The organism is Streptomyces cyaneus, assembly GCF_004028635.1.
In the GTDB taxonomy this organism is placed as follows: domain Bacteria; phylum Actinomycetota; class Actinomycetes; order Streptomycetales; family Streptomycetaceae; genus Streptomyces; species Streptomyces cyaneus.
This window is the reverse complement of the sequence record NZ_RQJW01000009.1, coordinates 191,536-216,092: the sequence shown is the minus strand read 5'-3', so window position 1 is coordinate 216,092 and position 24,557 is coordinate 191,536. Positions and strand designations below refer to the sequence as shown.

At 69.9% G+C, this 24,557-nt stretch carries 23 protein-coding genes and 1 pseudogene; 11 read left to right on the top strand and 13 right to left on the bottom strand.

Annotated features, from left to right (window positions below):
• The first annotated feature begins 93 nt into the window (after positions 1-93).
• The 3 genes from EHO50_RS31380 to EHO50_RS31370 all read left to right on the top strand — a co-directional run bounded on the left by EHO50_RS31380 (position 94) and on the right by EHO50_RS31370 (position 4,648).
• Positions 94-3,888, top strand: a complete 3,795-nt coding sequence (locus tag EHO50_RS31380; RefSeq protein WP_128434608.1) for a multifunctional oxoglutarate decarboxylase/oxoglutarate dehydrogenase thiamine pyrophosphate-binding subunit/dihydrolipoyllysine-residue succinyltransferase subunit — start codon at positions 94-96, stop codon at positions 3,886-3,888.
• 192 nt (positions 3,889-4,080) lie between these two features.
• Positions 4,081-4,413, top strand: coding sequence for a CU044_2847 family protein (locus EHO50_RS31375; protein WP_220096480.1), 333 nt, complete (start codon positions 4,081-4,083; stop codon positions 4,411-4,413).
• Positions 4,414-4,465: 52 nt separating this feature from the next.
• Positions 4,466-4,648 carry a DUF6104 family protein gene (locus tag EHO50_RS31370; RefSeq protein WP_003997970.1) on the top strand — a complete coding sequence of 61 codons (183 nt, stop codon included), beginning with the start codon at positions 4,466-4,468 and terminating at the stop codon, positions 4,646-4,648.
• Positions 4,649-4,805: 157 nt separating this feature from the next.
• Here the strand turns inward: EHO50_RS31370 and EHO50_RS46135 are convergent.
• A pseudogene (locus EHO50_RS46135) lies at positions 4,806-4,919 on the bottom strand (hypothetical protein); the annotation flags it as partial.
• 64 nt (positions 4,920-4,983) lie between these two features.
• Positions 4,984-5,829, bottom strand: coding sequence for a hypothetical protein (locus EHO50_RS31360; protein WP_128434606.1), 846 nt, complete (start codon positions 5,827-5,829; stop codon positions 4,984-4,986).
• Positions 5,830-5,999: 170 nt separating this feature from the next.
• Here EHO50_RS31360 and EHO50_RS31355 point away from each other — a divergent pair, with 170 nt between their 5' ends.
• Positions 6,000-7,052, top strand: coding sequence for a DUF4097 family beta strand repeat-containing protein (locus EHO50_RS31355; protein WP_128434605.1), 1,053 nt, complete (start codon positions 6,000-6,002; stop codon positions 7,050-7,052).
• A 1-nt stretch (position 7,053) separates the two neighbouring features.
• Positions 7,054-8,103 carry a PadR family transcriptional regulator gene (locus EHO50_RS31350; RefSeq protein WP_128434604.1) on the top strand — a complete coding sequence of 350 codons (1,050 nt, stop codon included), beginning with the start codon at positions 7,054-7,056 and terminating at the stop codon, positions 8,101-8,103.
• 241 nt (positions 8,104-8,344) lie between these two features.
• Here EHO50_RS31350 and EHO50_RS31345 read toward each other — a convergent pair whose 3' ends face one another.
• The 4 genes from EHO50_RS31345 to EHO50_RS31330 all read right to left on the bottom strand — a co-directional run bounded on the left by EHO50_RS31345 (position 8,345) and on the right by EHO50_RS31330 (position 11,885).
• Complete coding sequence (locus EHO50_RS31345; RefSeq protein ID WP_128434603.1) at positions 8,345-8,908, bottom strand: Clp protease N-terminal domain-containing protein; 564 nt, start codon at positions 8,906-8,908, stop codon at positions 8,345-8,347.
• On the bottom strand, positions 8,908-9,117 hold the full coding sequence (locus EHO50_RS31340; RefSeq protein WP_003997975.1) for a helix-turn-helix domain-containing protein: 210 nt from the start codon (positions 9,115-9,117) through the stop codon (positions 8,908-8,910). Before EHO50_RS31340 ends, EHO50_RS31345 begins: the two co-directional genes overlap by 1 nt.
• A gap of 110 nt (positions 9,118-9,227) precedes the next feature.
• A complete protein-coding gene (locus EHO50_RS31335; RefSeq protein ID WP_128434602.1) occupies positions 9,228-10,190 on the bottom strand; it encodes a zinc-binding dehydrogenase in 963 nt (320 codons plus the stop codon).
• 474 nt (positions 10,191-10,664) lie between these two features.
• Complete coding sequence (locus EHO50_RS31330) at positions 10,665-11,885, bottom strand: NAD(P)-dependent malic enzyme (protein WP_128434601.1); 1,221 nt, start codon at positions 11,883-11,885, stop codon at positions 10,665-10,667.
• Positions 11,886-12,532: 647 nt separating this feature from the next.
• Here EHO50_RS31330 and EHO50_RS31320 point away from each other — a divergent pair.
• Genes EHO50_RS31320 through EHO50_RS31310 form a run of 3 tightly spaced genes read left to right on the top strand, consistent with a single transcriptional unit; the run spans position 12,533 to position 15,254 of the window.
• Positions 12,533-13,498, top strand: a complete 966-nt coding sequence (locus EHO50_RS31320; protein ID WP_128434599.1) for an ABC transporter substrate-binding protein — start codon at positions 12,533-12,535, stop codon at positions 13,496-13,498.
• 32 nt (positions 13,499-13,530) lie between these two features.
• Positions 13,531-14,496: an amino acid ABC transporter permease gene (locus EHO50_RS31315; RefSeq protein WP_128434598.1), complete on the top strand. Its 966-nt coding sequence runs from the start codon at positions 13,531-13,533 to the stop codon at positions 14,494-14,496.
• Positions 14,493-15,254, top strand: a complete 762-nt coding sequence (locus EHO50_RS31310) for an amino acid ABC transporter ATP-binding protein (protein WP_128434597.1) — start codon at positions 14,493-14,495, stop codon at positions 15,252-15,254. Before EHO50_RS31315 ends, EHO50_RS31310 begins: the two co-directional genes overlap by 4 nt.
• 70 nt (positions 15,255-15,324) lie before the next feature.
• Here the strand turns inward: EHO50_RS31310 and EHO50_RS31305 are convergent, their stop codons facing one another.
• The 3 genes from EHO50_RS31305 to EHO50_RS31295 all read right to left on the bottom strand — a co-directional run bounded on the left by EHO50_RS31305 (position 15,325) and on the right by EHO50_RS31295 (position 17,451).
• Positions 15,325-15,972 (bottom strand): hypothetical protein, encoded by a 648-nt coding sequence (locus EHO50_RS31305; protein WP_128434596.1) that lies wholly within the window; start codon positions 15,970-15,972, stop codon positions 15,325-15,327.
• Between the two features lie 68 nt (positions 15,973-16,040).
• Positions 16,041-16,529 (bottom strand): SigE family RNA polymerase sigma factor, encoded by a 489-nt coding sequence (locus EHO50_RS31300; RefSeq protein ID WP_128434595.1) that lies wholly within the window; start codon positions 16,527-16,529, stop codon positions 16,041-16,043.
• 148 nt (positions 16,530-16,677) lie between these two features.
• The gene (locus EHO50_RS31295) at positions 16,678-17,451 is read right to left on the bottom strand and encodes a class I SAM-dependent methyltransferase (protein ID WP_128434594.1); all 774 of its coding nucleotides are present in this window, start codon (positions 17,449-17,451) and stop codon (positions 16,678-16,680) included.
• A 99-nt stretch (positions 17,452-17,550) separates the two neighbouring features.
• Between EHO50_RS31295 and EHO50_RS31290 the strand changes: the two genes are divergently transcribed.
• The gene (locus EHO50_RS31290) at positions 17,551-18,180 is read left to right on the top strand and encodes a CGNR zinc finger domain-containing protein (RefSeq protein ID WP_128434593.1); all 630 of its coding nucleotides are present in this window, start codon (positions 17,551-17,553) and stop codon (positions 18,178-18,180) included.
• Here EHO50_RS31290 and sodX read toward each other — a convergent pair.
• Positions 18,084-18,518, bottom strand: a complete 435-nt coding sequence (gene sodX, locus EHO50_RS31285; RefSeq protein ID WP_128434773.1) for a nickel-type superoxide dismutase maturation protease — start codon at positions 18,516-18,518, stop codon at positions 18,084-18,086. The two genes, EHO50_RS31290 and sodX, sit on opposite strands and share 97 nt — an antisense overlap.
• A gap of 145 nt (positions 18,519-18,663) precedes the next feature.
• Between sodX and sodN the strand changes: the two genes are divergently transcribed.
• Positions 18,664-19,059, top strand: coding sequence for a superoxide dismutase, Ni (gene sodN / locus EHO50_RS31280; protein WP_020123534.1), 396 nt, complete (start codon positions 18,664-18,666; stop codon positions 19,057-19,059).
• A gap of 108 nt (positions 19,060-19,167) precedes the next feature.
• On the opposite strand, the gene ggt is transcribed toward sodN, so the two are convergent.
• Positions 19,168-21,021, bottom strand: a complete 1,854-nt coding sequence (gene ggt / locus EHO50_RS31275; protein WP_128434592.1) for a gamma-glutamyltransferase — start codon at positions 21,019-21,021, stop codon at positions 19,168-19,170.
• A gap of 444 nt (positions 21,022-21,465) precedes the next feature.
• Between ggt and EHO50_RS31270 the strand changes: the two genes are divergently transcribed.
• Complete coding sequence (locus EHO50_RS31270) at positions 21,466-22,932, top strand: glycosyltransferase family 39 protein (protein WP_128434591.1); 1,467 nt, start codon at positions 21,466-21,468, stop codon at positions 22,930-22,932.
• A gap of 50 nt (positions 22,933-22,982) precedes the next feature.
• Here the strand turns inward: EHO50_RS31270 and EHO50_RS31265 are convergent, their stop codons facing one another.
• Positions 22,983-23,216 (bottom strand): hypothetical protein, encoded by a 234-nt coding sequence (locus tag EHO50_RS31265; RefSeq protein ID WP_128434590.1) that lies wholly within the window; start codon positions 23,214-23,216, stop codon positions 22,983-22,985.
• A gap of 48 nt (positions 23,217-23,264) precedes the next feature.
• Entirely contained in the window at positions 23,265-24,422 is a 1,158-nt protein-coding gene (locus EHO50_RS31260; RefSeq protein ID WP_128434589.1) for an inorganic phosphate transporter, read from the bottom strand.
• Positions 24,423-24,557: the final 135 nt, after the last annotated feature.

Below are 24,557 nucleotides of genomic sequence, written 5' to 3'. Positions count from 1 at the left end.
GACCTTGCTCAGCCTGACCTTCGCGGCCATAGGGGCGTAGCCTTTATTTCCGCTGTCCATCACCTTGTGAAGCGGAAGAGGGCGGTTGCCGCCGTGTCGCCACAGTCCCCCAGTAACTCGAGCATCTCGACCGACACCGACCAAGCGGGCAAGAACCCCGCGGCCGCGTTCGGTCCGAACGAGTGGCTCGTCGACGAGATCTATCAGCAGTACCTCCAGGACCCCAATTCGGTAGACCGAGCCTGGTGGGACTTCTTCGCCGACTACAAGCCGGGCGCTCCCGCCTCGGCTCCGGCGGGTACCGCGGCCGCGGGGGCCGCGGGAACCACCAGCACGGCTCCGGCGGCCCCGGCCGCTCCGGCCGCGCCTGCCGCTCCGTCGGTCCCCGCGCCGGCTCCCGCGGCCCCGAAGCCCGCGGCCGCCGCGCCCGCCGCCCCGGCTCCGGCCCCGGCTGCGGCGAAGCCCGCTCCGGCCGCGAAGCCCGCTCAGCCGAAGAAGGCCGAGCCCGCCGCGGCCGCCGACGGTCCCGAGCTCGTGACGCTGCGCGGCCCGGCCGCCGCGGTCGCGAAGAACATGAACGCCTCGCTGGAGGTGCCCACGGCCACGTCCGTGCGCGCGGTCCCGGTGAAGCTGCTCTTCGACAACCGCATCGTCATCAACAACCACCTGAAGCGCGCCCGGGGCGGGAAGATCTCCTTCACCCACCTCATCGGCTACGCGATGGTGCAGGCCATCAAGGCCATGCCGTCGATGAACTACTCCTTCGCGGAGAAGGACGGCAAGCCGACCCTGGTCAAGCCGGAGCACATCAACTTCGGCCTCGCCATCGACCTGGTCAAGCCCAACGGCGACCGCCAGCTCGTGGTCGCGGGCATCAAGAAGGCCGAGACCCTGAACTTCTTCGAGTTCTGGCAGGCCTACGAGGACATCGTCCGCCGTGCCCGCGACGGCAAGCTGGGCATGGACGACTTCACCGGCGTCACGGTCTCCCTGACCAACCCCGGCGGCCTCGGCACCGTGCACTCCGTGCCGCGCCTCATGCCCGGCCAGTCGGTGATCATGGGCGTCGGCTCCATGGACTACCCGGCGGAGTTCCAGGGCACGTCCCAGGACACGCTGAACAAGCTCGGCATCTCGAAGGTCATGACGCTCACGTCGACCTACGACCACCGGGTCATCCAGGGCGCCGCCTCCGGCGAGTTCCTGCGGATCGTCGCGAACTTCCTCCTCGGCGAGGGCAACTTCTACGACGAGATCTTCGAGGCGCTGCGCATCCCCTACGAGCCGGTCCGCTGGCTCAAGGACATCGACGCCTCGCACGACGACGACGTGACGAAGGCCGCGCGCGTCTTCGAGCTGATCCACTCCTACCGGGTCCGCGGCCACGTCATGGCCGACACCGACCCGCTGGAGTACCGCCAGCGCAAGCACCCCGACCTGGACATCACCGAGCACGGCCTCACCCTGTGGGACCTGGAGCGCGAGTTCGCGGTCGGCGGCTTCTCCGGCAAGTCCCTGATGAAGCTGCGCGACATCCTCGGCGTGCTGCGCGACTCGTACTGCCGCACCACCGGCATCGAGTTCATGCACATCCAGGACCCCAAGCAGCGCAAGTGGATCCAGGACCGCATCGAGCGCCCGCACACCAAGCCGGAGCGCGAGGAGCAGCTGCGCATCCTGCGCCGACTGAACGCGGCGGAGGCCTTCGAGACCTTCCTGCAGACGAAGTACGTCGGCCAGAAGCGCTTCAGCCTGGAGGGCGGCGAGTCCGTCATCCCGCTGCTGGACGCGGTGCTGGACTCGGCCGCCGAGTCCCGCCTGGACGAGGTCGTCATCGGCATGGCCCACCGCGGCCGCCTGAACGTCCTCGCCAACATCGTCGGCAAGTCGTACGCGCAGATCTTCCGCGAGTTCGAGGGCAACCTCGACCCGAAGTCGATGCACGGCTCCGGCGACGTGAAGTACCACCTGGGCGCCGAGGGCACCTTCACGGGCCTCGACGGCGAGCAGATCAAGGTCTCGCTCACCGCCAACCCCTCGCACCTGGAGGCGGTCGACCCGGTCCTGGAGGGCGTCGCCCGCGCCAAGCAGGACATCATCAACAAGGGCGGCACGGACTTCACCGTCCTGCCGGTGGCCCTGCACGGCGACGCGGCCTTCGCGGGCCAGGGCGTGGTGGCCGAGACCCTGAACATGTCGCAGCTGCGCGGCTACCGCACCGGCGGCACGGTCCACGTGGTCATCAACAACCAGGTCGGCTTCACGGCCGCCCCGGAGTCCTCGCGCTCGTCGATGTACGCCACGGACGTGGCCCGCATGATCGAGGCCCCGATCTTCCACGTGAACGGCGACGACCCCGAGGCCGTCGTCCGCGTTGCCCGTCTGGCCTTCGAGTTCCGCCAGGCGTTCAACAAGGACGTCGTGATCGACCTCATCTGCTACCGCCGCCGCGGTCACAACGAGTCGGACAACCCGGCCTTCACCCAGCCGCTGATGTACGACCTGATCGACAAGAAGCGCTCGGTGCGCAAGCTCTACACCGAGTCCCTGATCGGTCGCGGCGACATCACCCTGGAAGAGGCCGAGCAGGCGCTGCAGGACTACCAGGGCCAGCTGGAGAAGGTCTTCACGGAGGTCCGCGAGGCCACCTCGCAGCCCTCCGCCGTGGAGCCCTCGGACCCGCAGGCCGAGTTCCCGGTCGCCGTCAGCACCGCGGTGACCTCGGAGGTCGTCAAGCGGATCGCCGAGTCCCAGGTCAACATCCCCGACCACATCACCGTCCACCCGCGTCTGCTGCCGCAGCTGCAGCGCCGGGCGTCGATGGTCGAGGACGGCACCATCGACTGGGGCATGGGCGAGACCCTCGCGGTCGGCTCCCTCCTGCTGGAGGGCGTCCCGGTCCGCCTGGCCGGCCAGGACTCGCAGCGCGGTACGTTCGGCCAGCGTCACGCGGTGATCATCGACCGTGAGACGGGCGAGGAGTACACGCCGCTGCAGTACCTCTCCGAGGACCAGGCGCGGCTGAACGTCTACAACTCCCTGCTGTCCGAGTACGCGGCCATGGGCTTCGAGTACGGCTACTCGCTGGCCCGCCCCGACGCGCTCGTGATGTGGGAGGCCCAGTTCGGCGACTTCGTCAACGGCGCCCAGACGGTCGTGGACGAGTTCATCTCGTCGGCCGAGCAGAAGTGGGCCCAGACGTCCGGCGTCGTCCTGCTGCTGCCGCACGGCTACGAGGGCCAGGGCCCGGACCACTCCTCGGCCCGCCCGGAGCGGTTCCTGCAGCTCTGCGCGCAGAACAACATGACGGTCGCGATGCCGACGTCCCCGTCGAACTACTTCCACCTCCTGCGGTGGCAGTCGCACAACCCGCACCACAAGCCGCTGGTCGTCTTCACCCCGAAGTCGATGCTGCGCCTGAAGGCCGCGGCGTCGAAGGCGGACGAGTTCACGACCGGGCAGTTCCAGCCGGTCATCGGTGACTCCTCGGTCGACCCGGCCGCCGTCAAGAAGGTCGTCTTCTGCGCCGGCAAGGTCTACTACGACCTCGAGGCCGAGCGGAAGAAGCGCGGCGTCACGGACACGGCGATCATCCGCATCGAGCGCCTGTACCCGCTGCCGGGTGCCGAGCTCCAGGCCGAGATCGCCAAGTACCCGAACGCCGAGAAGTACCTGTGGGCCCAGGAGGAGCCGGCGAACCAGGGTGCGTGGCCGTTCATCGCGCTCAACCTGATCGACCACCTGGACCTGGCGGTCGGCGCCGACGTCCCGCACGGTGAGCGCCTGCGCCGCATCTCGCGTCCGCACGGCTCGTCCCCGGCCGTCGGTTCCGCCAAGCGGCACCAGGCCGAGCAGGAGCAGCTGGTGCGTGAGGTGTTCGAGGCCTGAGCCTCTGCACGGGTCTGATCGACAAGGCCCGGGTCCCCGTCCGTGTGACGGGGACCCGGGCCTTGTCGCATTCACGGCCAACTCGCCCGCCGCACCAGTAGATTGAGAGGACCGACACACGGAACCGACTCACTGAACCGACACGCTGAGGCGGCCCGGCCGTCAGGCCGGTTGTGACAGACGGGGGCGCGAATGGCCGAGTTGCTGCGGATCGCCATGGGCGACGAGGACGGCGAGGGACAGTTGGTCGTCGAGGTCGACGACGACGAGCCCGGCATGGTCCGCGCTTCCCGCGTCGGCGACCGGATGCGCGAGGCCTCCGTCTCCCTGGAAGAGGCCCTGGCCCCCGTCCGACGGGCCGCGGAGGCGACCCTGCGCACCTTCCAGGCGGCCCAGCCCGACACGGTGGCGCTGGAGTTCGGTGTGAAGCTCAACGCGAGCGCAGGGGCCGTGCTGACCAAGGCGGGCGTCGAGGGCCATATCGTCGTCAAGCTCGGCTGGGAGAAGAAGGACCCCGGCGCCTGAGCTGCCGGAGACCCGGCACGCACGCGTGGCGAGCAGGATTTATCCTCACTGCATGTACTTCACCGACCGAGGCATCGAAGAACTGGAGAAGCGGCGCGGCGAGGAGGAGATCACCTTCGAGTGGCTGGCCGAGCAGCTGCGCACCTTCGTCGACCTGAACCCGGACTTCGAGGTACCGGTGGAGCGGCTGGCGACATGGCTGGCCCGGCTGGACGACGAGGACGACGACGTTTAGGAGTTCGGCGGGCCGGGAGCCGGCCGACCGGACGCCGCTCAGATGGGCTGGGGCTCGAAGTCCCAGTAGGGGCGGTGTCGTTCGAGGATGTTGCGGGTGTGCGGGTGTGCGGGTGGTCGGCGCCGAGGAGTGAGGTGAGCCGGGCGACCGCGTCCTGCTGCAGCCTCTCGGCCTCCGCGTGTTCTCCCAGCTCGGCCAGGCCCAGCACCAGCCCGGCCCGCAGGCTGATGGTGTCAATGACCAGGGCGGCGATCGGGTCGGCCAGGACCATCCAAGGGGCGGCGCCGTCCGGGTGACCCTCGCGGTCTCACTCGTGCGAGCCGCCCGGCGCGGCCTCAGTCGCGTGGGTGCGCGAGGGCGTACGCCAGCCCCAGCACGCCCTGTGCCAGCAGCACCGCGCCCGCGGCGATCCAGCCCGCGCTGCGCCGCCGCAGGCCCCAGGCCGTGACGGGCAGGCCGGCCGCGACCTGGGCCAGGGCGAGCCGGTGGGACTGGGGGCCGCCGGCCCAGGGCAGCAAGGGGCCCAGGCGGCTGCTCTCGACGGCGTCGAGTTCCGCGCGGAAGGCGTTGCGCCAGCCCCCCGACCACTCGACGCGGACATGCGGGTGGTCGCGGGCGGCCTCGTGCAGGCGGTCGGCGCTGTCGCCGGGGGCCAGGCCGGCGGGCAGGGCGACGCCCGCGCGCGTGAGGACGGCCAGCAGGCCACGCATGCGTGCCCGTGCGTCGGCCGCGGGGTCGGGTTCCGTCAGTTCGTCGAGGGACTGCACGTCCAGCACCGGATCGAGGCCGAGCCGGCCGGCGAAGGTGTGCATGGCCTCGTTCTCGCCGGCCGGGGTGCCATTGGCGAGCCAGACGTAAGCGACGGGGCGGCGGAAGCCGGAGGCGAGGGTGTATCCGGCACGGTCGGCGTCCCACCAGAGGGCGAGGACGGGCCAGGGGGCGCCGACGGCGAGGGCGGTGGCCCAGCCGGTGAGGACGCGGTCGACCGGTTCGGCGCCCTCCAGCCAGGGCCTGCCCTCGGGGACGAGCACACTCCAATCCCCGCCGGCCGACGCGAGCAGCATGTGCTCGCGCAGCAGCTGAGCGGCGGGGGCGACGGACTCGGGCTGCGCGCGGCAGAGCAGCAGGGCGCCCGGGGCGGGACGGGCCTGGCGAGCGACCCGGGACTCTTCCGTCGGCATGACAACACGCTAGGCCAATTTGTCCACCTCGCGTGATTTGTGATCACCAGAACGAGTGCCTTGACTTACGACGGCCACGATATATCGTGTTTAGCGGAAGACGCGATATGGCGTGTCGTGTTCAGGTCCGGCCCGTGCGGCCGCGTCCGGTCGCCCAGGAGGTCCGCAGCATGTCCGAGTGGTCCGTTGCAGAGCCCAGGAAGCTCACCTTCGACGAGCCGGTGAGCGAGCTCCACGTGCGCATCGTCAACGGAACGGTGAACGTCGTGGGGACGGACGAAGGTTCCGCCCGCCTGGAGGTCTCCGAGCTGGAGGGTCCACCCCTGGCGGTGACCCAGCAGGGCGGCACACTGACGGTGGCGTACGACGACCTGCCCTGGAAGGGCTTCCTCAAGTGGCTCGACCGCAAGGGCTGGCGCCGCAGCGCGGTGGTCTCCCTGGCGGTGCCCGCCGACACGCGCGTGGAGGTGGGCGTGGTCGGCGCCGGCGCGGTGGTCTCCGGGATACACGGCCCGTCGGTCGTCAAGGGCGTCACCGGCGACACCACGCTCGTCGCCCTGTCCGGCCCGGTCCGCGCCGACACGGTCTCCGGGAACCTGGAGGCCCAGGCCGTCACCGGCGACCTCCGCTTCAACTCCGTCTCCGGTGACCTCACGGTCGTCGAGGGCTCCGGCTCCTCGGTGAAGGCCGACTCCGTCAGCGGCTCCATGATCGTCGACCTCGACCCGGACGGCCCGACCGACGTCCGGCTGACCAGCGTCTCCGGCGAGATCGCCATCCGCCTGCCGGCCCCGGCGGACGCGGACGTCGAGGCCAATACCGCGAGCGGCACGATCTCCAATGCCTTCGAGGGGCTGAAGGTCCACGGCCAGTGGGGCGCCCACAAGATCACCGGCCGCCTGGGCGCCGGCACGGGCAGGCTCCGGGCGACGACGGTCTCCGGTTCGATCGCCCTGCTGCGCCGCCCGCCCAAGGAGGACGAGCCGTGGGAGGCAGAGGCATGGGAGGAACCCGAGCCCACCACGGACACCTCACCCACGGACACCTCACCTACAGACACCTCACCCACGGCCCCCTCACCCACGAACACCGCACCCACGGACCCGACGACAGACCCGGTGAACAGCGCACAGGACGACTCGGGGGACAATTCCGTCTCCGGCCAGGGCGATGGCCCCAACTCCGCCTCGGCCGACGGCACGACCGACAAGAAGGTGCTCTGACATGCCTCCCGTCTTCGCCCACGGCCGCCTCCGCCTCTATCTGCTGAAGCTGCTGGACGAGGCCCCGCGCCACGGCTACGAGGTGATCCGCCTCCTCGAGGAGCGCTTCCAGGGGCTGTACGCACCGTCGGCCGGCACCGTCTACCCCCGCCTGGCCAAGCTGGAGGCCGAGGGCCTGGTCACCCACACCACCGAGGGCGGCCGCAAGGTGTACGCCATCACGGACGCCGGCCGCGCCGAACTGGCCGACCGCAGCGGCGAGTTGGCCGACCTGGAGCTGGAGATCAGGGAGTCGGTCGCCGAACTCGCCGCCGAGATCCAGGCCGACGTGCGCGGCGCGGCGGGCGACCTGCGGCGCGAGATGCGGGCGGCGGCGTCCGAGGCCCGCCAGGGGAACGGCACCAAGGCGGAAGCACCCTTCGGCGACTTCTCGGACTACACCGACAAGGAGGCGTGGCGCGCCGCCAAGGAAGAGATGCGCCGCGCCAAGCAGGAGTGGAAGGAACAGGCCCGACGCGCCAAGGACGAGAGCCGCCGCGCCCGCGACGAGGCACAGCGCGCCCGACGCCAGGCCAAGGAGGCCCAGGACCGCGCCCGGGCCCAGGCCCAGGAGGAGGTCCAGCGCATCGCCCGCCGGGTCCAGGAACACGTACAGGACCACTTCGCACGCGGCGACTGGCCGACGGGCGTACGCGAGGGCCTCACGGAACTGGCCAAGGAGTTCGGCGACTTCAGCAAGGGCTACGGAAAGGAGTTCGGCAAGGACTTCGGCTTCGGCCGCCAGGACTCCCCCAAGTCGCCCCAGCAGCACCCCGACTACTCCGACACCCCCGAGGACTTCCCCGCCGACTACGAACCCACCTGGGCCCACGAGCCCCCCACCGGCGACCCGGCCCGCGACCTGGACCGCCTGCTCGACCGCTTCCGCGACGACATCCGCGACGCGGCAAGGGACCACGGCGTCACACCGGACCAACTCCGCGACGCCCGCCGCCACTTGTCGACGGCGGCGGCACACATCGGGGCGCTACTGCGCACACCGAAGCCCTGACGCCACCGGTCTGGGGCGAGGGCAGTACGGCCACCAGGACTGCCGCACCGCCCTGACCCCAGGCCGGGCAACCACGAACCCCACGCCGACGTCCAGAGACATCCGGGCCGGAGGGCAACTCCCCCGGAGGGCGACGCGCCCGACCGGCAGGCGGGCAGGCGGGCAGGCGGGCAGGCGGGCAGGGGCACCGGACCGGAAGGCACCCGGCAGAGGCAGGGCCCCCTCCAACCGGGCTTGCCCCTCAACCGGCCTTGGCCTCGCCTCCGCCGTACAGCACCCGGGTGACGGACTCGTAGGTCACGCCGTGATCGGCGAGAACCTCGGCGGGTACGCCTGGTCGGCTCGCCAGGGCCAGCAGGATGTGCTCATCACCGATGTGCCGATCCCTCCGGGCGACGGCGATACGCAGCGCCCGCTCCAGCACATCCTTGGCCCCTCGACTGAACGAACGGCGCCCCGACCACCACCCCTTGTCCTTCCGGTCCCCGGCCATCGCCCCCACCCCGTGCACTTCCTCCACCCGGGCGACGATCTCCCCCACATCGATGCCCAGCCCTGCCAGCGCTTCGGCCTCGGCCTGCGACAGTCCACCCCGCCGCCGAGCCTCCCCCAACGCCCGCCGCACGGACTCCAGCCACTGCCCGCCCCCGAGCGCGGCGAGCGCGAACGAGGCCCGGCTCCCCTCCCGGTCGAGCAGGGCGAGCAGCATGTGCTCGGCATCAACGGTCTGCGCCCCACCCCGCTCCGCATGCTCGACCGCCCCCGTCACCACCGCACGGGCATCCTTCGTGAACCGCTCGAACATCAACGCCTCCCGTACTTCTTGTGCACGGCCTGCCTGCTGACCCCGAGTTCCGCGGCGATCTCCTGCCACGACCACCCCTGATTGCGCGCACTGCGCACCTGCACGGCTTCCAACTGCTCCAGCAACCGGCGCAGCGCGGCAACGGCCCGCAGCCCGACCCGCGGATCACGGTCACCGGCACGCTCGGCGAGATCTGTTGCTTCCGTCATGACGTCAACATAAGTTGACAGACGACCTCCCGTCAATCCAAGTTGACAAACAAAACGGCGGGCCCGAGGTAGCACCTCGAACCCGCCGCAAGTTGCCGCGCTCGGAACCGTCAGTTGGTCAGCACGATCTTCCCGAACTGCTCCCCCGACTCCATCCGCTCAAAGCCCTCCCGGGCCCGGTCCATGGGAAGCACCTCATCGATCACGGGCCGTACACCGGTAGCAGCACAGAAGGACAACAGATCCTCGAGCTCGTCCTTGGTCCCCATCGTGGACCCGACGACCTTCAGCTCCAGGAAGAAGATCCGCGTGAGCTCGGCATGCGAGGGCCGGTCACCACTGGTGGCGCCGGAAATGACCAGCGTGCCGCCCGGCTTCAGCGACTTCACGGAGTGCGACCAGGTGGCGGCGCCGACCGTCTCGATCACGGCATCGACCCGCTGCGGCAGCCGAGCCCCCGACTCCACGGCCTCCACGGCCCCCAGCTCCAGGGCACGCTTGCGCTTGGCCTCGTCCCGACTGGTCGCGAAGACACGCAGCCCCGCGGCCTTCCCGAGCACGATGGCAGCGGTGGCGACTCCACCCCCGGCCCCCTGCACAAGCACGGAGTCCCCGGGCCGCACCCCCGCGTTGGTGAACAGCATCCGATAGGCGGTCAGCCAGGCGGTCGGCAGACAGGCGGCCTCCTCGAATGAGAGTTCCTTGGGCTTGGGAAGGACATTCCACGTCGGCACGGCGACCTGCTCCGCGAACGTCCCCTGATACCGCTCGGTGAGGATGGAACGAGGCTCCTTGGGACCCACTCCATGGCCACTCTGTCCGATCACAGAGTGCAGGACGACCTCATTGCCGTCCTCGTCGACACCGGCAGCATCACAGCCGAGGATCATCGGCAACTTGTCCTCCGCGAGGCCCACGCCCCGCAGTGACCAGAGGTCGTGATGGTTGAGGGAGGCGGCCTTGACGTTGACGGTGCTCCAGCCGGGGCGAGCCTCGGGGGCCGGACGCTCCCCCAACTCAAGTCCGGAGAGCGGCTCATCGCGGTCGATTCGGGCGGCGTAGACAGCGAACATGACCTTGACGATAGGCTCCACCAACAGCCGACGGAACCACAAACCCCTGTGACACACACCCTCTTGCCAGGGCGCCCGGCAACAGCTGGGCAGATTGGATCCCCCGGCCCTGCTGGAGGGCTGCCACCCCCAGACCCCCGCATCGTCCGCGCGCACCCCCACGGCCCCGCACCCGCCCACGGCGGGAAGGGGACGTGCCGGGGGGTGTCCGCCCGCAGTGGCCGGCGTCAACACGCAGCACGTCTTGGCCTAAGGCGACCGCCGGTCCGAGGACGGACACCCCCCGGCGCGGCCCCGACCCACCCACCGACCCGCAGGCGCTACGCGAACCCCCACCGAACAGCAACGGGCCGCCGCAGGCATCGCAACCCGCACCCCACCCACCCAAGCGGCCACACCAGGCAAGGAAATGGCCCCGCCCAACCCGGGCGGGGCCACTCACCTCACGTCACCAGCGTCACCAGCAGCGCAGCGTCACCGCCGAGCAACCCCCTCCGCCCGAGCCGCAGCAGCAACCGCGGCCGTGACCGCCGGCGCCACCCGCTCGTCGAACGGCGACGGAATGACGTAGTCCGCGGCGAGGTCATCGCCCACCACAGCGGCCAGCGCCTCGGCGGCCGCGATCTTCATGCCCTCGGTGATCCGGGACGCCCGCACCTGCAGCGCGCCCGCGAAGATCCCCGGGAAGGCAAGCACGTTGTTGATCTGGTTCGGGAAGTCGGAGCGCCCGGTGGCGACGACCGCCGCGTACTTGTGCGCGACGTCGGGGTGCACCTCAGGGTTCGGGTTGGCCATGGCGAACACGAACGCGCCCTCGGCCATGGAGGCGACCGCCTCCTCCGGCACCGTACCGCCGGAGACGCCGATGAAGACGTCCGCACCCTCCAGAGCCGCCTCCAGCGACCCGGAGATGCCGGCCTTGTTGGTGAACCCGGCGAGCTCCCGCTTGACGGACGTCAGGTCGTCCCGGTCGGCCGAGACGACGCCCTTGCGGTCCGCGACGGCCACGTCACCGATGCCGGCCTCGACCAGCATCTTGGCGATGGCGACACCGGCCGCACCGGCACCCGAGATGACGGCACGCAGATCCCCGATGGACCGCCCGCTCAGCCGCGCGGCGTTCCGCAGGGCGGCCAGCGTCACGACCGCCGTACCGTGCTGGTCGTCATGGAAGATCGGAATGTCGAGCCGCTCCTGGAGCTTCCGCTCGATCTCGAAGCACCGCGGCGCCGAGATGTCCTCCAGGTTGACACCGCCGAAGGACGGGGCGAGTCGCACCACCGTCTCGACGATCTCGTCGACGTCCGTGCAGTCGAGCGCGATCGGGACCGCGTCCACGCCGCCGAACTGCTTGAACAGAATCGCCTTGCCTTCCATCACTGGAAGGGAGGCCTCCGGGCCGATGTCCCCGAGCCCGAGCACCGCCGTACCGTCGGTGACCACGGCCACGACGGACGACTTCCACGTGTAGTCGTGCACGAGCTCCGGCTGCTCGGCGATCGCGCTGCACACCTTCGCGACGCCGGGCGTGTACGCCAGGGACAGGTCGTCCTTGTCCCGGACCGGCACGGTGGCCTGCACGGCCATCTTGCCGCCACGGTGCAGCGCGAAAGCCGGATCGAAGGAATCGAGGGGCTCCGCCCCGTCCTGATCGGCATTGCTGTCGCTGCGAGGATTGACGATCTCCGCTGCCACTTTGTTTTACCCCTTAAATCTTCATTGGTTGAGGGTGGCCACTCCTGGTGAGGGGTGGGCGGGACCGCGCATACCCGATCTGTTGATGCGTACGGGTCATACGCGATGAGCGCGCCGCACACGCGCCCTGGGCCCCGGATGAGGGGTGTAAAGAACCTTCTTACCGGACGGACGGCATCGACGACGAGTCCAATATCTGCAAGATCACACGACGGGAAGGGAAACACGCACACCGACGACACGAATCGGACACGACGCGCCGACGACACCGCTGTGATGCATGGCTGAATAAGCGGACAATCGACACCAGAAGCCGCGAAAACTAACCAAGGACCATAGGCCTGGCACGCGACCGGTTCACATCCCGAGATAAACCGAAGATCTTCCGGCCGGAAGCGAGGATTCCCGTAGAAGGTCCGGTCGTGATGTACCGACCTGAGGCGATTCGGGGGTAACCCGTTATCCGATTTTGACATGGCGGGCGCCCTGAATGGCTCAGTCCGAATGGCAAGATGCCGTAATCACACGAGGTCGCGACACTCGAAGACGTGTGTTCCCGTCGACCTACGAAACCAAGGCATCTGCCGAGCCCATCGCCAGATGCCTGCCCATCGGCAACTCCATCCCATCCGCCGGAGGAACCCACCATGACCGCAAGCTCCACCCGCCGTACGTCCGCCGCGCGCTCCAGGGCAGCCGCGGTAGGTGCGATCGCGGTCGCAGGCGCCCTGATTCTCACCGGTTGCGGTGACCAGACCGAGGGCGGGGGCAACGGGGGCACGAAGGAGACGGGGAAGTCCAGCGCGGCCCCGCTGTTCGACAAGCTGCCCAAGAAGATCCAGGACGCGGGCGTCATCAAGGCCGGCACGAACGCCGAGTACGCCCCGATGGAGTACCAGGAGGGCGGCAAGATCGTCGGCGTCGACCCCGACATCGCCGCCGCGCTGGGCGAGAAGCTGGGCGTGGAGTTCCAGTTCACCTCCGGCTCCTTCGACGGCCTGATCACCGCCCTGAACTCCGGCCGCTACGACGTCGCGATGTCCTCCATCACGGACACCCCGGAGCGCCAGGAGGGCCTGGACGACAAGGGCAAGAAGCTCGGCCCGGGTGTCGACTTCGTCGACTACTTCACGGCCGGCACCGCCGTGTACGTGCAGAAGGGCAACCCGAAGAAGATCAACTCGATCGAGGACCTCTGCGGTCAGACGGCCGCCGTGCAGCGCGGTACGACGTACGAGAAGGCGCTGCAGACCCAGTCCAAGGCCTGCACGGACGACGGCAAGAAGAAGATCAACATCGAGTCGTTCGAGAACGACACCGAGGCCCAGACCCGCGTGAAGTCGGGCGGCGCGGTGGCCGGCGTCAACGACTACCCGGTCGCCCTCGACATGTCCCGCAAGGCCGACGGCGGCAACGCCTTCGAGGTCGTCGGCGAGCAGGTCGACGCCGGTCCGTTCGGCATCGCGGTGAACAAGGACAACAAGGAGCTCACCGCGGCCCTCGAAGAGGCCGTCAACGCCATCATCGAAGACGGCACGTACAAGAAGATCCTCGAGAAGTGGGGCGCCGAGTCCGGCGCGATCGACAAGGCCGCGATCAACGGCGGCAAGTGACCGTCCCGGGCAAGCACTGAAGGGCAGTCACAGTGACTGACAAGTTCGACAAGGAGCCGGCCGACGCGAATCCGTCGGCCGCCGTCTCCAAAGAGGGCGGGTCCATCCCGCCCGAGGCGATCAAGGCAATTCCGGTCCGGCACTACGGCCGCTGGGTCAGCGGTGTCATCGTGCTGGCGCTGGTGGCCCTGCTGGTCAACGCCTTCGCCACGGCCGAGAAGATCCAGTGGGACACGGTCGGCAATTACGTCTTCGACTCCACGGTCCTCGCGGGCGCCGGCCGCACTCTGCTGATCAGCGTCCTGGCGATGATCATGGGCGTGGTCCTGGGCGTGATCCTGGCCGTGATGCGGCTCTCCAAGAACCCGGTGACGAGCTGGGTGGCCTGGGTCTACATCTGGTTCTTCCGCGGTACGCCGGTCTACGTCCAGCTCCTCCTCTGGTTCAACCTGGCGCTGATCTTCCCGGTGCTGAATCTCGGTCCGATCTACAAGGACGAGATGGTCGACGTCATGACCCCGTTCATGGCCGCCCTGCTGGGCCTGGGCCTGAACGAGGCGGCGTACATGGCGGAGATCTGCCGCGCCGGTCTGATGGCCGTCGACGAGGGCCAGACCGAGGCCTCGCACGCGCTCGGAATGAGCCACGCGAAGACGCTGCGCCGCATCGTGATCCCGCAGGCGATGCGGGTGATCGTGCCGCCGACCGGCAACGAGTTCATCAACATGCTGAAGACCTCGTCGCTGGTGTACGCGGTGACGTACAACGAACTGCTGCGCGCGACCTCCACGATCGGCTCCACGTCGTACGCCGTGATGGAGATGCTGTTCGTGGCGTGCATCTGGTACCTGGTCATGACCAGCGTGTTCAGCGTCTTCCAGTACTACCTGGAGCGCCACTACGCCCGCGGCTCGACCCGGAGCCTGCCGGCGACGCCGTGGCAGAAGATCAAGGCGAACATGCTCGGGCTCGGCCGCGAAAGGGGTGCGTCGGCATGACGGCCATGGTGAAGGCCGAGGGCGTCCACAAGTCCTTCGGCGCCGTCCAGGTCCTCCAGGGCATCGACCTGGAGGTGCAGACCGGCGAGGTGTTCTGCCTCATCGGCCCCTCCGGCTCCGGCAAGTCGACGTTCCTGCGGTGCATCAACCACCTGGAGAAGATCAACGCCGGGCGGCTGTACGTCGACGGCGAGCTGGTCGGCTACCGGCAGAAGGGCGACAAGCTGTACGAGCTCAAGGACAGCGAGGTCGCACAGCAGCGACGGGACATCGGCATGGTGTTCCAGCGGTTCAACCTGTTCCCGCACATGACGGCCGCGGAGAACGTCATGGAGGCGCCGATCCAGGTCAAGGGCACCAGCAAGGCCCAGGCCAGGGAGCGCGCGAGGGAGCTGCTCGACCGTGTCGGTCTCGCGGACAAGGCCGGGAACTACCCCTCCCAGCTCTCCGGCGGCCAGCAGCAGCGCGTGGCCATCGCCCGGGCGCTGGCGATGGACCCGAAGCTGATGCTCTTCGACGAGCCGACCTCGGCCCTCGACCCGGAGCTGGTCGGTGACGTCCTCGACGTCATGCGCGACCTGGCCGAGTCCGGCATGACGATGGTCGTCGTCACCCACGAGATGGGCTTCGCCCGCGAGGTCGGCGACAGCCTGGTCTTCATGGACGGCGGCGTGGTCGTCGAGTCGGGCGACCCGCGCGAGGTCCTGACCAACCCGCAGCACGAGCGGACACAGGCGTTCCTGTCCAAGGTGCTCTGACGGTACGACGGTGAAGGGGCGGTACGAGATCCTCGTACCGCCCCTTCACCATGTACCGCCCCTACGGCCCCTACGGCAACAGCTCGGGCGCCATCACCACGTCACGCAACTGGTCCGCCGTCAGCGGCGGGGCGTCGAGCCGTGGCCCCAGCGCGTACTTGCCCACGAAACCACTGCCGGCCGTGATCATGACCACGTAGCCTTTCGTGAACAGCCGCACGGAGCGCTTGGGCCCCCATGTGTTGCCGTCCCTGCGGCTCTCCCGCAGCAGCTCGGTGGACTCGCGCTCATCGCCGTTCGGCAGCGTCTCGGGAACGCAGGTCGCCGTCATCCCGGGAATGTACGACGAGCACCGCTCACCGACCGGCACCGGCCAGTCCGCCCGCCGGCCCGGCATGACCTGGATGTTGAGATACCCGACGCCGCCGTCCTTGTAGACGGCGTAGAGCCCGTCGTACGGTCCTTCGCCCGCCACGTCCCCGACCTCGCGGATCTCGCCGGTCCCGGGCGGCAGCAGCTTCGCCAGCCGGTCCGCCCTGGGCGTGGTCTGTGTACCGATGACGCCCGTCTGCTCCGAGCCGTTCACCGGCAGCACCCCGGTCCCGGTCAGACCCACCACGACCACGGCCGCCGCGGCCCCGGTGACGACCCCCCGCCTACGCCACCGCACGCGTGCCGCACGCGCGAACACCTCGTCCGCGACGGGCCCCGAGGGCATCGGAACACCTCGCAGGGCCCGCCCCAGCAGCTCCGTCGCTTCCGGCACCCTGTACACGTCGCCCTGACTCATACGTGTTCCTCCCGCACCGCGGCCCGCAGCGCCGCGAGCCCCCTCGCCGTGTGGCTCTTGACCGTGCTCTCCCGCATGCCGAGCAGTTCGGCGGTGTCGGCGACGCTGAGGTCCTCCCAGTAGCGCAGCACCAGCACCGCGCGCTGCTTGGGCGCGAGCTGTGCGAGAGCGGCCCGCACCATGACCCCGGTGTCGCTGTCCACCGACCGCCCCGGCACGTCCGGCAGCTCGCCGTACGCCTGCTCGCGTCGCCAGAACCGTCGGCGCGAGGCGATGAAGGTGTTGACCAGCGTCTTGCGCGCATAGGCATCGAGGTTGTCCAGCCGCGCGTGCCTGCGTGCGCCGAGGACGACCTTGACCAGGGCCGTCTGCACGAGGTCCTCGGCCTCGTCCCGGTTGCCGCACAGCAGATAGGCGCTGCGGAACAACGCCGTGCGTCTGCCCTCGACGAAGGCATGCAGTGACGCTTCCGCGCCCCCCGTCATCCCTCCCCCTCTCCCGAGCCTGCCGTAGGGACCGTCTCATCCCTTCCAGTGCGGTGGGAGACCCCGCAGGACGCGGCGGAGGCGGCACGAATTTCTCGTACCGCCTCCGCCATGCGCTCGTACGGCCCCGGAGTTGAGCCTCGCCGGCCTACTTCAGCGCCAGCAACAGCGTGTCCGAAGGCGAGCACCACACCGGCCGCGCCTCTCCAAAGCCCTTCTCGCGCAGCACGCGCGCGTGCCACTGCGCGGACGGTGCGTCGCCGTCGGCGTGCTCGCCGTAGATCTCGAAGCGGCGGGCCGTCGGCCCGGCCAGCACCGGATCCTTGGCGGCCAGCTGCCACCACTCGGACCAGTCGAGGGCGCCGTCCGCCTTGGCCTGATCCATACGGGCGTGGCGCTGGGCGCGCTCGGCCGCGTTGATCCGGGGCGTCGAGTCGTCGATCATGTGGTCCGCGTTCAGGAAGACACCGCCGTCGCGGACGAGCTCCGCGACCTGACCGTAGAGGGCCGCGAGGGGTTCACGGTGCAGCCAGTGCAGGGCCGTGGCGGTCAGGACGGCGTCGTAGGAGTCGTACAGCAGCTTCGTCGGCCAGTCGGGGTCCTTGAGGTCGGCCGTGACGAACGAAACCCGCTCGTCGCCCGCGAAGGAGCCCTCGGCGATGGCGAGCAGCGCCGGGTCGAGGTCGACGCCCGTGCTGGTGGCCTCCGGGAACCGGGCGAGCAGCCGGGCCGTGATACTTCCCGTGCCGCACGCGAGATCGAGCACCCGCGGGGCGGGGCCGACCAGGGCCTCGACCATGTCGAGCATGATCCGGAAACGTTCCTCGCGGTCGGGCATGTACCACTCCTGCTGCCGGTCCCAGCTCTTCTGCCAGGCGGCCCAGTCGGCTCCGGCCGTGGTGGTGATGTCCGTGTCCGTCATCGAGCCCCTCCATCGCGCGCGTCACGTAATACCCTGGAAGCACGATCAGCTGTTACCCGACCGCACCACGACGATAGAACGCCTCCGTAAGGACTACAAGTGGAACTGGCCTATTACTCGGACTACGCCGTACGACTCGTCAACAGCGAGGACCCGGCCCGGGGCAAGGACTCGCTGACCTCGGTCGAGGCCGTCCGGGATCTGTTCGGCGTCAGCCAGGATGCGGGCCGCCGTGCCACCGACGCCGACGTCACCCGCTTCCGTTCGGTCCGTGCGCGGCTGAGGGCGGTCTTCGAGGCGGCGGACCAGGGCGACGAGGGGCTGGCGGTGAACCTGCTGAACTCCCTCCTGCTGGAGTTCCCGGTGAGCCCGCAGATCTCCGGCCACGACTTCCGGGACGACGACGGCCGCCCCCTGTGGCACATGCACCTCGCGGACCATCCGTCCAACGCGACCGCGGGCTACGCGGCCATCGCCGCGATGGGCCTGGCCTTCCACCTCACCGAGTACGGCGTGGACCGCCTGGGCCTGTGCGAGGCGGCCCCGTGCCGCAACGCCTACCTCGACACCTCCACCAATCGCTCCCGGCGCTACTGCTCGGACCGCTGCGCGACCCGCGCCAATGTGGCCGCCTACCGGGCCCGCAAGCGCTTGGAGGCCGACCGGTCGGCGAAAACCGGGCGCACGGCCGACACCGCCCAGCGCGCCAGCGCGAACGGCGAGCGCTGATCCGGCTTGCGCGGCCGGTACCGGAAGCGGACCTTGCCCAGAATCAGCTCATCCGGCACAACCCCGTAGTCGGTGCTGTCCCCTCCGGCGTAGGCGTTGTCCCCGAGCACCCACCAGCCACCTTCTCGCCGCTGCGCGGCGCGCTTGACGACGAGCAGGTCCTGCTGGAACGGATGCCGCAGCACCACCACGTCCCCCGGCCTGATGCGCCCCCGGTGCCACACCACGAGCAGGTCGCCGTGATACAGCGTGGGCACCATCGACGGCCCCGTCACCTCGGCCCACCCGAAGGGCTGAGCGGCCCGCCCGCGCTCGGCGTCCTGCGACAACTCCGGCATCCCCGGCACCTCCCCGGTACTGTCCTCCACCAGTCTCAGTCTGACCCTGGACTTTTGTCCTAAGCCCATGGGGGCACTCGCGAAAACCCGTCTTGCAGGGAGTAATGTCCCACCTGAGAAGACGATCACGAGGAAGGAATGCTCCATGCTTTCCCGCCTGTTTGCCCCCAAGGTCAAGGTCAGCGCACACTGCGACCTGCCCTGCGGTGTGTACGACCCGGCCCAGGCCCGCATCGAGGCGGAGTCGGTGAAGGCCGTGCAGGAAAAGATGGCCGCCAACGACGACCCGCACTTCCAGGCGCGTGCCACCGTCATCAAGGAGCAGCGCGCCGAGCTCGCGAAGCACCACGTCTCGGTGCTCTGGAGCGACTACTTCAAGCCCCCGCACTTCGAGAAGTACCCGGAGCTGCACCAGCTGGTCAACGACGCCCTGAAGGCCCTCTCGGCCGCCAAGGCCTCGACCGACCCGGCGACCGGCCAGAAGGCGCTGGACTACATCGCCCAGATCGACAAGATCTTCTGGGAGACCAAGAAGGCCTGACCCTGGACATTCTCCACGGTCTCCTGAAGGGGTCCGACCGGTTCACCGGGCGGGCCCCTTCGGCGTCTCGACTCCTCACCGGCGTCTCGACTCGTCACCGTTCCGGTGTCAGGGGGTTTCGTGGACCACCATCGCCGAGCCGCCGCCGCGCCGCTTGGGCTCGGCCACCGCCGTGACCTTCCCACCGGGCCCGAACTCCAGCGCCGCGACCGCGCCGATCTCGGGCGACGGGGTGAAGGTCTGCGGAGCCAGGACGAAGCGCTGGCCGAGGGCTTCGAGCGCAGTGCGCTCCGGTGAGTCGAGGAAGGCCGGTTCGGCGTCGGTCGTGGTGCGGTTGCGCTGTGAGATGCGTGGCGCGGCGACCGCCTCCGGCAAGGACATCCCGAGGTCGAGACGGTTGACGAGGGTCTGCAGCACCGTGGTGATGATGGTGGCCCCGCCCGGCGAGCCCACCGCGATCAACGGCTTGCCGGCGTGCGTCACGATCGTCGGCGACATGCTGCTGCGCGGCCGCTTGCCCGGCCCCGGCAGGTTCGGATCGGGCACACCCGCCGTCAGCGGCGTGAAGTTGAAGTCCGTGAGCTCGTTGTTGAGCAGGAATCCACGCCCGGGCACGGTGATCGCCGAGCCGCCGGTCTGCTCGATGGTCAGCGTGTACGAGACGACGTTGCCCCAGCGGTCCGAGGCCACCAGGTGCGTGGTCGACGGTCCCTCGTAGGGTTCCTGGGTGCCCGTGCCCTGCGTACAGCCCTGGCCGGGGCTCAGCGGGTCACCCGGGGCGAGCGGGCTGGTGAGCGTCGAGTCGGGCTGGATCAGACAGGCGCGGTCCTTGGCGAACTCCTTGGACAGCAGCTCCTCGGTCGGCACATCGGAGAACGCCGGGTCGCCCACCCATCGGTTGCGGTCCGCGAAGGCGATCCGGCTGGCCTCCAGGTAGTGGTGCAGGGCCTGGGCCTTGTCGGCGGACGACAGGTGGAAGTTCTCCAGGACGTTCAGCGCCTCGCCGACCGTGGTGCCGCCGGAGGACGACGGCGCCATGGAGTACACGTCCAGGCCGTGGTACGTCGTGTGCGTCGGGGACCGCCGTACCACCTCGTAGCCCGCGAGGTCCGACCGCTCCATGAGCCCGGGGCGCACCTTGCGCGTGGACCCCTCGGCCACCGGCGGGTTCTGGACGGTCCGCACGATGTCACGGCCGACGTCGCCGCGGTACAGGGCGGCCACGCCCTCACGGGAGAGCTCCCGGTAGGTGCGCGCCAGGCCGGGATTGCGGAAGCGGGTGCCCACCACGGGCAGTTCGCCGTTCGGCAGGAACAGCTCGGCCGTCGAGCTGAAGTCGCGGAACCGCGCCTCGTTCAGCTTGGTCTGGGCGCGGAACTCGTCGTTGACGACGAACCCCTCGTCGGCGATGCGCGTCGCCCGGCGCAGGGCCTGGCCCAGCGACACGGTGCCCCACTCGTCCAGGGCCTGCTGCCAGGTCGCCGGGGTGCCCGGAACACCCACCGACAGGCCGGAGTTGACGGCCTCGTCGAACGGGATCGCCTTGCCCGTCGACGGGTCGACGAACGAGTCCGACCGCATCCGGGCCGGCCCCGTCTCCCGTCCGTCGATCGTCCGCACCGTCTTCGTGCGGGCGTTGTAGTACACGAAGTAGCCGCCGCCTCCGATGCCCGCCGAGTACGGCTCGACCACACCGAGGGCGGCGGCGGTGGCGACGGCCGCGTCCACGGCGTTGCCCCCGTGCCGCAACACCTCGATACCGGCCTGCGAGGCGTACGGGTTCACGCTGGAGACGGCGCCGCCGCTGCCGGTGGCGACTGCCTCCTTCGCGGGCGGCTCCAGCCCGGACGACGCTTCTCGGGCCGCCGCCGGGGAGGATGCGGTGGCCATGTGGGGGAGCAGGAGCGGCAGGGCCAGCGCCGTCGCGGACGCGGCGGCCACCAGGGCACGGCGGGCGGTCATCAAACCTCCGATTCGCCCCTCGGGGAGAGGGGGATCACCGATGAGGATCTTGCGGGGGGCGGCTCCGACACTCGCAACGGACCGGTTCGCCTGGCAACGACGCAGGCCAAGGTTTGCGGTAGATCTGAGGTTCCCCACGGGTAACGTCGCGTGGAACATCAGCAGGAGACCGAGCTCTGGTGACTGCCTCGGAGAGGGTTCAGGGGGCTCAAGGTTGCCTTCATTCGCGGTGATTGTGTTCACGCCCTGGACGGTGGCCGCGGATCCGCCCCGTCCCGTAGGTTTTGCTGCGTTCACGGGGGAAGCGAGCAACGCTCAAATCTGATCCCGTCTCGACCAGCGCGGCCGAGGCGGGGGTTCGGCGTGCTCTGCGACGAGCGGGCGAGTGGGGACCATCACCCGGCGGCTGCCTGTCCCCCGCCGTACGGAATTTCGATCCCCGGAATGCCGATCCCCCTGGAGCCACCCCTGCGCCGCCGCCCGCCCCTCTGGCCGATACCCCTGCTGTGGACCCTTGGCCTCGGTCTGTGGGGGCTGTCCCGGCAGCACAGCGTGTGGCGGGACGAGGCCGCGACCTGGCAGGTGGCCCGGCGGTCCGTCGGCGAGATCTGGCACATGCTGGGGCAGGTCGATGCCGTGCACGGCCTCTACTACCTGCTGATGCACGCGCTCTTCGAGTGCTTCGGGCCCGGCACCACGACCCTGCGGCTGCCCTCCGTACTGGCCATGGCGGTGGCGGCGGCCTGCGTGACGGTCATCGGCGGGCGGCTGGCCGGGGCCTGGGCGGGCCTGGCGGGAGGGCTGGCGTTCGGGCTGCTTCCGGCCGTGCAGTTCTATCTCCAGGAGGGCCGCCCGTACGCGTTGATCGCGGCCGGGGCCGGCATCTCCACCCTGTTGCTGGTGACCGTCCTCGACGGGCGTGGCCGAGCGGTGCACTGGGCGGCGTACGGCGGGACGGTGGCGGTGTGCGGGCTGCTGAACTGGCTGTCGCTGCTGATCCTGCCCGCGCACCTGGCGACCCTGCTCTGGACGCGGGCACGGCGAGGGACATGGACGCGCTGGGCGGTGGCCGCGGTGACCGCCGTGGTGGCTGTGCTGCCGTTGATCCTCTTCAGTCGGCGCCAGTCCGACCAGGTCTCCTGGATCCCGCCGCTGACCTGGCACATGCTGATCGGCCCGGCGGTCCTGCTGGCGATCGGCGGTCTCGGTGCCCTGCTGGACCGGCCGCGAGCGGGTCGGCTGTCCGTGGCGGCCGTCGGGCTGCCGCTGCTGGCGGTGCCGCAGCTCGGCCTCGTCGGCCTCTCCCTGGTCCGGCCGCTGTTCCTGGACCGCTATGTCCTGTTCAGCATGCTGGGTCTGGCACTGCTGATCGGCACGGCGCTGGGCACGGCCGTACGGGCGGTCCGGCCGCGGTTTCCGAGGTCGTCGGCGTGGCTCGTCCCGGTGGTGGTGGTCGTCGCGGTCGTGGCGCTGTTGCCGCAGTCGATGGCCAAGCGCTCTCCGGCCAGCCGGGTGGACGACGTGATGGCGGTGGCGGCGGACGTGCGGCGGCTGAAGCAGTCCGGGGACGCGGTGGTGTTCATACCGGCGGCCCGGCGCGACACCGCCCTGGTCTGCCCCGACGACTTCGCCGGGCTGCGGGACATAGCGCTGGCACAAAGCCCTGTGGCGTCGGGGACGCTGAAGGGCGAGGAGGCGGCTCCGGCACGGATACGTGGCGCGATGCTGGCACAGCGCCGAATACTGCTGGTCACTGATGTGCCCGCGGTGGCACGGCCGGTGTCGGCGGAGCGGGACAAGATGAAGACCGCCGTGCTGAAGGAGCACTTCAGGGTGGTGGCGGACGTACAGGTCCGCGGGCGGCGTGTGACGGCGTACGAGCGGCTGGGAGCGGCGGACAACAGCGCATAGGGCCCGGCCGGTCCTCCGGCCGGGCCCCTTCGACGAACGTCGGACGAACGTCAGTGGAACTGCGGCACGATCAGATAGATCCCGTACGCCACCACCGCCGCGCAGGCGACGAAGCACAGCCCGGCCTGGGCGCCGCCGACGGTGGACGTGCCCGCGCCCTCCTCGCGGGCCCTTTCGTAGCGGGCCAGGCCCAGCACGCCGAGGGCGAAGACGGTGACCACGGCCACCGTGACGGCGAGGCTCACCGCGGCGACCTGGCCGAGTGCGGTCCAGTCGAGGTTCATGGTGTGAACTCCCCTTGTTTCAGGCTGCCGTGTCTAGGCGGCCATGTCTCAGGCGGCCGTGCCGACCGTCGTCGGCTCCTCCGTGCTGCGGATCGTGACCTCGTGGGCGTCGTTGACGTTGTGCGCGGACACCGGGTTGCGGCGGGAGACGAGCACGATGCCGGCGGCCACCGCCGCACCGACCAGCGCGACCACGGCCGTACCGAGGTTGCCGCCGTGCTTGACCACGCCCGCCGAGACGCCACCGACCAGCGCGGCGGCGGGCAGGGTGACGAGCCAGGCCACGACCATGCGCCCGGCCACACCCCAGCGGACCTCCGCCAGGCGGCGGCCCAGCCCGGCGCCGAGGATGCTGCCGGAGGCGACCTGCGTGGTGGACAGCGCGAAGCCGAGGTGGGCCGAGGTCAGGATCACCGTCGTGGACGCCGTCTCGGCGGCGAAGCCCTGCGGGGACTGAATCTCCGTCAGGCCCTTGCCCATCGTGCGGATGATGCGCCAGCCGCCCAGGTAGGTGCCGAGACCGATGGCCAGACCGGCCGAGGCGATCACCCACACCGGCGGGCCCGCGTCGTGGCCGAGTGCGCCCGCCGAGATCAGGGTCAGTGTGATGACGCCCATCGTCTTCTGCGCGTCGTTCGTGCCGTGGGCGAGGGAGACCAGCGAGGCCGAGGCGATCTGGCCGAGGCGGAAGCCCTTGGTGACGGACTGCTTACGGGCGCGAGAGGTGAGCTTGTACGCCAGGTAGGTCGCCAGCAGCGCCGCGACGCCCGCCACGAGCGGCGAGGCCACCGCCGGGATCAGCACCTTCTCGACAACCTTGTCGAAGTGCACGCCATGAGACCCCGCCCCCACCCAGACGGCCCCGATCAGCCCGCCGAACAGCGCATGCGACGAGCTGGACGGCAGCCCGACCAGCCAGGTGAGCAGATTCCACAGGATCGCCCCGACCAGGCCCGCGAAGATCATGCCCGGGGTGACGAGTGTGTCGTCCACGATGCCGCCGGAGATCGTCTTGGCGACCTCGGTGGACAGGAAGGCACCGACGACGTTCAGGACGCCGCTGATGAGTACCGCCGTCTTCGGTTTGAGCGCCCCCGTGGCGATGGAGGTGGCCATCGCATTCGCCGTGTCGTGGAATCCGTTGGTGAAGTCGAAGGCGAGGGCCGTCACGATGACGACCGCCACCAGGAACGTGATGTGGTCCATTCCCCAATGCAAACAAGCTCGGGCCAATTCGCGGAGAACCCACGGCAAAGCGTGTCCCAGGGGCCGACGCGCGATTGGTAAGGGTCCTGCAAAGCCGCCGTGGTGAACGTTGAGGCACCGAGGAGCCCCCTACGG